The organism is Candidatus Pelagibacter sp. PS_16 (assembly GCF_059417965.1).
Genome location: NZ_CM182074.1, coordinates 499,214 through 507,899 on the forward strand (window position 1 = coordinate 499,214; position 8,686 = coordinate 507,899).

Here is an 8,686-nt window from a genome sequence, read left to right on the forward strand (position 1 = left end):
TCTACAAGTGTTCTTTTAATTCTGCAATAGCTAAAAAATGTTTAAAATAGGGGCTTATTTTACTAGAGAACGGAAAAAATAGAATTTTTATTTAAATTTTTTAAAAGTGATTCACCAATTAAAAAAGTTTTTATTTCTGTTTTGTTCTCTAAAGAAAGAAGTTCTTCCTTTGTTTTAATGCCGCTTTCAGAAATTAAAGGGGAGGAGTGATTACTTAAGACGTTATAGATATCATAAGTTGTATTAAGATCTGTTTTTAAAGTTTTAAGATTTCTATTATTTATTCCAATTAATGCTTCTTTAAAGTTAAGAGCTTTTTTGGCTTCTTCAATTGTATGGACCTCAACAATTATTGACATATTAAGTCTCATTGCTTCTTCATATAATTCATTAGCAAGGTCGTCAGAGACACCAGCTAATATAATTAATATTGCATCCGCACCATAACTTTTTGCAAGAGGTACTTGAAATTTATCAATAAAAAAATCTTTACATAAAACAGGTAAATTTATTTTTTCTTTCACTTTACTAATGTCACTTAGGCTGCCCAAAAAGAAATCTTCTTCAGTAAGAATTGATAAACATGTTGCTTTATTGTTATTGTAGATTTTTGCTATTTCTATAGGGTTATAATCATCAATTATAATACCAGCAGATGGGCTTGCCTTTTTTATTTCTGCAATTAGAGAGATTTTATTATTATCAATGTTGTTTTGAATTTTATCTTTAAAGTTAATAAATGATTTATTTTGATCTATTTGTTCATTTAAAAAATTTAATGAAATTGATTTTTTTAATAAATCAACTTTTTCAATTTTTTTTTTAATAATTTCCTCTAGTACATCTTTAGACATTTTGAATTTCCTTTAAGTCATTGTATGTTTTTCCTGACAATATATGTGTTCTTGCTTCGTTATAAGCTTCAATAAAAATTGTATATTTTTCTGAAACGATAAGACCTGCTGCAGCATTTAAACAAACAGCCTTTGAAAAATCATTATCCTCACCTTTGAATATATCTAACATTTTATTTGCGTTAAATTTTGCATCATCACCAAGTAAATCTTCAAATTTATTTGCACCTATATTTAGTTTTATAGGATCAATTAATATTTCAGAAATTTTACCATCTTTTAATTGAACAACATTAGTTTTTGAATAGGGTGATATTTCATCTAATCCATCTTCACTATTTACAATCCAGGCAAATTTAATATCTAAATTATTCAAAGCATTAGCAAAAATTTTTAATAGTTTTTTATCAAAAACACCAATTACTTGCCTGTTAACTAGTGCAGGACTACTTAAGGGACCAATCATATTAAAAATTGTTCTTTTTCCTATTTTTTTTCGAGTAGGACCAACAAATCTCATTGCACTGTGATAGTTAGGTGCAAACATAAAACCAAAGTTATTTTTTTCAATTTGTTCCTCAATATCTTTAGGCTCTAAATCTATCTTTATATTTAAAGCTTCCAAAACATCTCCTGAACCACATTTAGAGGAAACAGCTTTATTGCCATGTTTTGCAACTTTTATCCCCATACTAGATAGAAGTAGTGCTGAAGCGGTTGAAATATTAAGTGTGTTCATACCGTCTCCACCCGTTCCACATGTATCAATACAGTCATTAACGTTAACTCTTTTAGATTTATCTCTTAAAACAAAAACCCCTCCAGCAATTTCATCTGAGCTCTCACCTTTAGATGAAAGTAGAGTTAAAAAATCAAATATCTCATCATCTGATGCTTTACCATCCATTAGTATTTCAAAAGCATTTTTGCTTTCAGCAAACGATAAGTCTTGTTTATCTTTTAATTTATCTATGAAAACTTTCATTTACTTTTGTAATTAATAAAATTTTTTAATATTTTAATTCCAATGGTAGTTTTTATACTTTCAGGGTGAAATTGAACACCGTGAATATTATATTTTTTATGCATTATGCCCATGATAATTCCATCTTCAGTTTCTGCAGTAATTTCAAGATGATCAGATAACGTTTTTTTATCAACTATAAGACTGTGATACCTTGTAGCTTCAAATTTAGAGGGAAGATTTTTAAGTATACCTATTTTTTTTGATTTTATAAAACTAGTTTTCCCATGCATTAACTTTTTTGCTTGAATAATTTTTGAACCGAAAACTTGGCCAATAATTTGATGACCTAAACATACTCCAAGAATTGGTATTTTTCTATAAAGTGCTTTTACTATTTTAATACAATTTCCTGATTGATTTGGATTACCTGGTCCTGGTGATATAATAATTTTGTCATATTTAATTTTTAGTATTTGTGTATGGGTGATTTTATCATTTCTAACCACATCAACTTTAACGCCTAGTGATGATACATAGTGATATAAGTTAAATGTAAAACTATCATAGTTATCTATTAATAAAATTTTCATTATTTTAATGCATTCATTAAAGCTTTGGCTTTATTAACAGTTTCTTCGTATTCTTTAATTGGATTACTGTCAGCTACTATTCCTGCACCAGCTTGGACATAAAATTTTTTATTTTTTACAACAGCAGTTCTTAATGCAATGCATGTGTCAAACTCACCATTCGCAGAAAAATAACCTATACCCCCAGCATATACTTTTCTTTTAGTGGTTTCTAGCTCATCAATAATTTCCATAGCTCTAATTTTAGGTGCACCAGAAACAGTCCCTGCAGGAAATCCAGCAAGTAGTGATTTAAATTTTGAAATTTTATTATTATAAATACCCATCACATTGGAAACTATATGCATTACATGAGAGTATTTCTCGATCATAAAACTTTCTGTCACTTTAACTGTTCCTATTTTAGAAACTTTACCAGCATCATTTCTTCCTAAATCAAGTAGCATCAAATGTTCAGAAAGTTCTTTTTTATCTTTAAGCAAATCTTTTGCAAAAAAGTTATCCTCTTTTAAATCTTTACCCCTAGGTCTAGTTCCAGCAATTGGTCTAACAGTAATCTTGTTATCTCTTAGTCTTACTAAAATTTCTGGACTAGCGCCTATAATTTGAAAATCATCAAAATTAAAAAAATACATAAATGGAGATGGGTTAGTAATTCTAAGTTTTTTATAAATTTCTAATGGTCTTTTAGACAATTTAGCTTCAAACCTTTGACTTAAGACGACTTGAAAAATATCTCCAATTTTTATGTATTTTTTAGCTTTGTTTACCATCTTTAAAAACTTATTTTTGGTTGTATTAGATTTAATTTTTATATTTTTGACAATGGCTTTATTAAAATCTTTTTTTTGGAGAGAAGCTTGAATTAATAATTCATTTATTTGTTTTTCAATTTCAAGGTATTTATTCTTATAGTTTGTAATTTTTTCATCCTTAAAGATATTAACAATATAAAAAATCTTTTTTTTCAAGTTATCGTGGACAACTAACACCCTTGGTCTTAAAAGCCTTACATCAGGTAGTTTTAAATCATCTCTACATTTGTTTGGAATTTTTTCTATGTATCTAATTGAATCATAAGAAAAATAACCAGAAATTAATGAACTAATAGGAGGAAGCCCTGATGGTATCTTAAATTTAAATTCTTCAATTATCTTTTCTATAATTTTTTCAGGTTTTCCTTTAATTCTTTTTTTAGTTTTGTTTGTAACTAAATATGAATTGTTATTATTGAACTCCCAAATTTTATCAGGGTTTTTACCAAAAATAGTGTATCTACCTCTTATTTTTCCCTTTTCTACGGATTCAAAAACAAAACTATTTTTTTCTAGAAGAAAATTATCTATTAGATTTAGGATTTCGTCATCATTTCTTATTTTCCTAGTGGTGTAGAGGATTTGATTTTTGTTTCTTTTATGTTGAAACTTAAAATCATTAAAGTTTCTGTTTAACATTATTTAAAATAATTTTTAACTCGCTCAAGTGTTTTTTCATTCACAACAACTTGGTATCTGTTATTTAAAAATAAATCATATGATTTTAAAATATTATTTTTACTTTGAGCTCCCTCTTCAGAAGATATTTTTCCAAAATTAGCAGAATTTTTGTTAATGTTTTTTTCTTCGTATTTTATAGTCTTTGCAATAAACACATCATTTTCATTGTTTGCAATTAATGTAAAAGAATTAATAGGAAGAGAATAGAGTATTTGAATTGAGTTTGTCTCAAATTTTTTAGTATCATTTATAGAATCTAGCTTAATTTCTTTTATATTGTTTTTGCCAAACTCATCAAATGACACTTGATTGAATGTTTTTTTATTAATTTTTTCTAAAATATTTTTATTAAATTCCAACTTTTCTTTTTGAAATAGAAGATTTGTAATTTGTTCTTTAATTATAGGATTTTCAAGATCTGGCAATTTAGAGATTGAATTATTTATATTGTAAAAAATATAAGCACCATTATTTTCAAGAATTTCAATTTTATCTTCTCTTGAATTATAGATCATATTTTCTATTATTTTTTTATTATCAAGATTTATGTATGAGTTAACTTCGGTAGGGGAAATATCCAAATTTTTAACTATAGTTTTAAAGTCAATATTTTTTGATATTTGGTTTTCTATATCGTCAATTTTATCAAAAAATGCTTGATTAAAATCATCAATACCTAGTAAGTTTTTTGGGCTAATTTCAACAAAAGAGAAATCAATATAATCTTGTTTTAATTTTTCTGCATTTTCTTCAACGAAAAACTTAATATCGTTATCTGTAAACATTTCCTTTTTTTTATAAAAGGTACTTAGATCGATATATTCGATATCTAATTTTTTGTTATTTTCTTTATAAAATTTATTAATTAAAAATTCTGGTGATTTTGTTCCACCACTTATGTAGGTAAATAATTGTTTTTGAAGTTCATTATTTTTCAAGCGTATTTCAAACATGGCTGCAGAAGAATTATTTGTTAATAAAAATTTTTCATATAATGTTCTTTGAAATAATCCATTTTCATCATGGAAATTTTTATTATTTTTAATTTTTCTAATCAATACGTCTTCTGTGATTGAAAGATTAAGTTCTTCTATTTCAAGATCAAGAAGAGTCGTGGATACTAATGTAGATAAAAGTTCTTCTATAATATTTTTATCGATATTTTCTTTAATTACCTGTTGGCTTAATCCCGTTTCATTTAAATAATCCATAAAATCTTGTGTAGAAATATTAGTATTATTTATCTTAGCTATGTTGTTTTGATTGCCAGTGCTAAATCCTCCACCAAAACCACCAAAACCAAAAGCTACTATAATTACAAAAATTAGTAGTAGACCACCAATTTTCTTTTTAGAAAAATTTTTAAAAGGATTTATCATTACTTCATTAATTTATTGATCTTTAAAATACCAAGCTATAGATTAAATTTTTCATTATGACAAATAAATATATGTATTTTGTAGCTAATTGGAAAATGTATGGGAATTTATCTTCTTTAAATACATTGGATAAAGTTATTAGATTTTCAAAATCTAAAGAAATAAAGGGAGGTAGATTAATTTACTGCCCTCCAAATACTTTAATAAGTTCTTTTGCTAAAAAATTTAATAATTGTCAAATTGGTATTGGTGGACAAAATTGTCATGAAAGCAAAGATTATGGTGCTCACACTGGCCATGTTAATTCCCGTATGTTAAGAAACATTGGTGCGCATTTTGTAATTATTGGTCATTCTGAAAATAGAAAACAAGGTGAGAGTGATAAACTAATTAATCTAAAAATAAAAAGTGCTCTCGAAGCTAAATTAAAAGTTATTTTTTGTATTGGTGAAACTTTAAGTGAAAAAAGAAAAAAAAAGACACGTTCAATTTTATCTAAACAAATTAAAATTGGTCTAAAAAATATTAAAAATAAATCTAATATTTTTATTGCTTATGAGCCTGTTTGGGCTATTGGCAGTGGCATTATACCAAAATCATATGATCTTTTTAAAACTATAGAATTTATTAAAAGTAAATTTAGAGATAAATTGCCAAAAGTTTTATATGGAGGTTCAGTCAACCCTGAAAATATTACAAACTTAAAAAAAATTAATAATATTGATGGTTTTTTGATTGGTGGTGCATCTCAAAGTGCTAAAAAATTTATTGATATAGTCAAAAAAACGTATAGTTAAGCCACATGGAAAATATTTTATTAGTAGTCAACTTAGTGCTAGCAACAATACTTGTACTTTTGATACTTGTACAAAAATCAGAAGGTGGTGCTCTTGGCATAGGTGTCTCTCAGGATAATTTTATGCTTTCCAGATCTGCAGGTAATTTTATGGGGAAGGCTACTGCAGTAGTTGCAACTTTATTTATAATTTGTAGCTTAGCTTTAACAATTATATCTAGAGGTGAGTTAACACCTACTGAATCAGTTTTGGATATCATTGAAGAAAAGTCTAGTGATACACCTTCAATTCCTGAAAATAATTAAAAAATTAAAAAAAAGTTTAAGAAATAAATACTTTTTTCCCTTTAAAACCCCAAACTGGTCACTCAACCTTTATTAGAATATTTCTAATGATTTATAAAGAGTTCGTGTACCAAAAAATTATAAAAATTGTATTAATCTTAAGCCTTAGCTTGTTGGCTTCGTGCGCCAATAGAGGCCCATTGCCATTTTCTTTTGATTTTTTAAAGAAATCTGCTGATGAAGATATTGAAAAAATTTCAAAAATTAGAAAGCAAAATGAAATATTACAAAAAAACTTAGACATTGATTTATATACAGCGATCGCCCTTGCAATCGAAAATAACAAAGATTTAAAAGTAAAATTATTCGAAACCGCATTAGCGGACCGTCAATTGAAAGACGTAAAGTTTGACATGTTACCAACCATGTCAGCTAATGCAGGTTATTCTGGAAGTGACAATTATCAATCATCCACAAGTGCAACTGTTGGAAATAATGATATAGCAGCATCCAAAGGGTCTACATACTCTACATCACGAAATAGAGATGTTGTTGATCAAGATATAGGTTTTGCTTGGAACGCACTTGATTTTGGTTTGTCTTATATCAGAGCAGGGCAAACAAGCGATCGATTTTTAATTGCAAAAGAGATAGAAAAAAAATCAGCTAACAATATTGCAAAAGAAGTTATTCGATCTTATTGGAATGCTCTTTCTGCAGATAAGTTAATTCAAAAATACGATCCTTTAATTAAAAAAGTAAAAATAGCTTTAAGCGACTCTCAAAAAATAGAAGAGATGTTGCTACAAAAACCAATGGATGCACTTTTGTATCAAAAAGAATTGCTAGATATAAAGAGAGCTCTTATTACACAAAGACAAACTTTAATTAATTCTAAAATTGAATTAGGAACCTTAATGGGATTGTTGCCCAACCAAAGCTATAAATTAGTAGCAACCAATCAACCTATCAATATTTTAGACATGGATTTAAAAAACATGGAAAAACATGCTTTAGTTAGTAGAGCAGAGTTATTAGAAAATCGATATCAAGAAAGAATATCCGTTGCTGAAACTAAAGTTGGATTAAGATCTTTGTTACCTAATTTTAATATTAACGCAGCTTTCACAAGTTCTTCAAATGATTATCTACAAAATAAATCAAATTTTGAATTTGGTTCTTCAGTTGGCGCAAACTTATTAAATGTCTTTAGAGCACCATCGATTAAGAAAATGAATGAGGCAAATACAGAAATTATTAAAGAACAACGTCTTGCTTTATCTATGGCTATCTTATCACAAGTTCATTTAGCAAATATTGATTTTCAAATGAGCATGGAAGAATATGATACGGCTGAACGTTATTTAAAAGTTTCAACAAAAATTGCCAACCAAGTTCGAAACGCACAAAAAATTGCAAGATTTGGTGAGTTAGAATTAATTAGAGAAGAAGCGGGTACTCTTGTTGCTGAACTAAGAAGAGATATTTCATTTTCTAAAATGCAACATTCAATTGCACAAGTTTATACATCAGTTGGAATTGATATTACCACCAGAGACACCATAGTAGGGGGAACGGAATTATTTGCATATGAAATTAAGAATAAATTTAGTGGTTTAGGTAAAAAATACATTGCAAAAGTAACAGAACCTATTCAAAAACAAAATCCAGTTGCTAAACAATTTGATGAAAATTATAAAAAATTTGAATTTTCAGATAAAACGTTCAAACTTGAAGGTCAAGGTTCTGTTCAATATTCAGCAAGATTAGCAAATGATCAACCATTACCTAGTTGGATAGATTTTTTACCAACGCAAAGAGCGTTTTTAATAGACTCGGTACTAAAGGGCGATATTCATGAAATAGATCTTATTGTTAATGCAAAAAATATCAATTCTACAGTTGATGATCAATTTACTTTGATAGTGGATCCAATTTTAAAGAGCCAAAAAGATTTAGCAAAAATAATAGGTACCACATTAAAAGAAAAAGCTGAAATAGTTAAAGCTTCAAAAATCCAATAAATTAAGGAGATCTAATGAAGAAAATTACAAAGAATATTAAGGTTAAAGTTGCCTCGAATAAAAAAAAAGTTTCAGGAAACATATTGAATGCACCTAAAACACATAAATTACCTCGTGTGGTTAAAGCAAGAGCAGGACAAACTATAACAGGTAAAATTGGAGGTATTAGAAAGACACCCAATAAATCAATTGCAAAACCAGGACAAACAATAACTGGTAAAATTAGACGAAGAACCAATTGACCCAAAAACCTAAAAAGAAACAGAAAATATTTATAGAAGCCCTTGAGCAGAGG

At 27.4% G+C, this 8,686-nt stretch carries 9 protein-coding genes; 4 read left to right on the plus strand and 5 right to left on the minus strand.

Annotated features, from left to right (window positions below; translation table 11 throughout):
• Nucleotides 1–62: 62 nt before the first annotated feature.
• From AC5SL0_RS02655 to AC5SL0_RS02675, 5 genes are read right to left on the minus strand one after another with little or no spacing between them, the layout of a single operon-like run.
• Nucleotides 63–854, minus strand: coding sequence for an indole-3-glycerol phosphate synthase TrpC (locus AC5SL0_RS02655; protein ID WP_027306564.1), 792 nt, complete (start codon nt 852–854; stop codon nt 63–65).
• On the minus strand, nt 847–1,839 hold the full coding sequence (trpD, locus tag AC5SL0_RS02660) for an anthranilate phosphoribosyltransferase (RefSeq protein ID WP_006996998.1): 993 nt from the start codon (nt 1,837–1,839) through the stop codon (nt 847–849). Before trpD ends, AC5SL0_RS02655 begins: the two co-directional genes overlap by 8 nt.
• Nucleotides 1,836–2,411: an aminodeoxychorismate/anthranilate synthase component II gene (locus AC5SL0_RS02665; protein ID WP_018414084.1), complete on the minus strand. Its 576-nt coding sequence runs from the start codon at nt 2,409–2,411 to the stop codon at nt 1,836–1,838. Before AC5SL0_RS02665 ends, trpD begins: the two co-directional genes overlap by 4 nt.
• Complete coding sequence (gene trpE, locus AC5SL0_RS02670) at nt 2,411–3,865, minus strand: anthranilate synthase component I (protein WP_494618633.1); 1,455 nt, start codon at nt 3,863–3,865, stop codon at nt 2,411–2,413. Before trpE ends, AC5SL0_RS02665 begins: the two co-directional genes overlap by 1 nt.
• Nucleotides 3,865–5,286 carry a SurA N-terminal domain-containing protein gene (locus AC5SL0_RS02675; RefSeq protein ID WP_494592559.1) on the minus strand — a complete coding sequence of 474 codons (1,422 nt, stop codon included), beginning with the start codon at nt 5,284–5,286 and terminating at the stop codon, nt 3,865–3,867. The genes trpE and AC5SL0_RS02675 overlap by 1 nt, the downstream gene beginning before the upstream one ends.
• Nucleotides 5,287–5,342: 56 nt before the next feature.
• On the opposite strand from AC5SL0_RS02675, the gene AC5SL0_RS02680 reads away from it, so the two are divergent.
• From AC5SL0_RS02680 to AC5SL0_RS02695, 4 genes are all read left to right on the plus strand, one after another.
• The gene (locus AC5SL0_RS02680) at nt 5,343–6,083 is read left to right on the plus strand and encodes a triose-phosphate isomerase (RefSeq protein WP_494618635.1); all 741 of its coding nucleotides are present in this window, start codon (nt 5,343–5,345) and stop codon (nt 6,081–6,083) included.
• Nucleotides 6,084–6,088: 5 nt separating this feature from the next.
• Complete coding sequence (gene secG / locus AC5SL0_RS02685) at nt 6,089–6,388, plus strand: preprotein translocase subunit SecG (RefSeq protein ID WP_006996993.1); 300 nt, start codon at nt 6,089–6,091, stop codon at nt 6,386–6,388.
• A gap of 104 nt (nt 6,389–6,492) precedes the next feature.
• Entirely contained in the window at nt 6,493–8,391 is a 1,899-nt protein-coding gene (locus AC5SL0_RS02690) for a TolC family protein (RefSeq protein ID WP_494618637.1), read from the plus strand.
• A gap of 14 nt (nt 8,392–8,405) precedes the next feature.
• Nucleotides 8,406–8,633 (plus strand): hypothetical protein, encoded by a 228-nt coding sequence (locus tag AC5SL0_RS02695; RefSeq protein ID WP_011282048.1) that lies wholly within the window; start codon nt 8,406–8,408, stop codon nt 8,631–8,633.
• Nucleotides 8,634–8,686 lie beyond the last annotated feature (53 nt).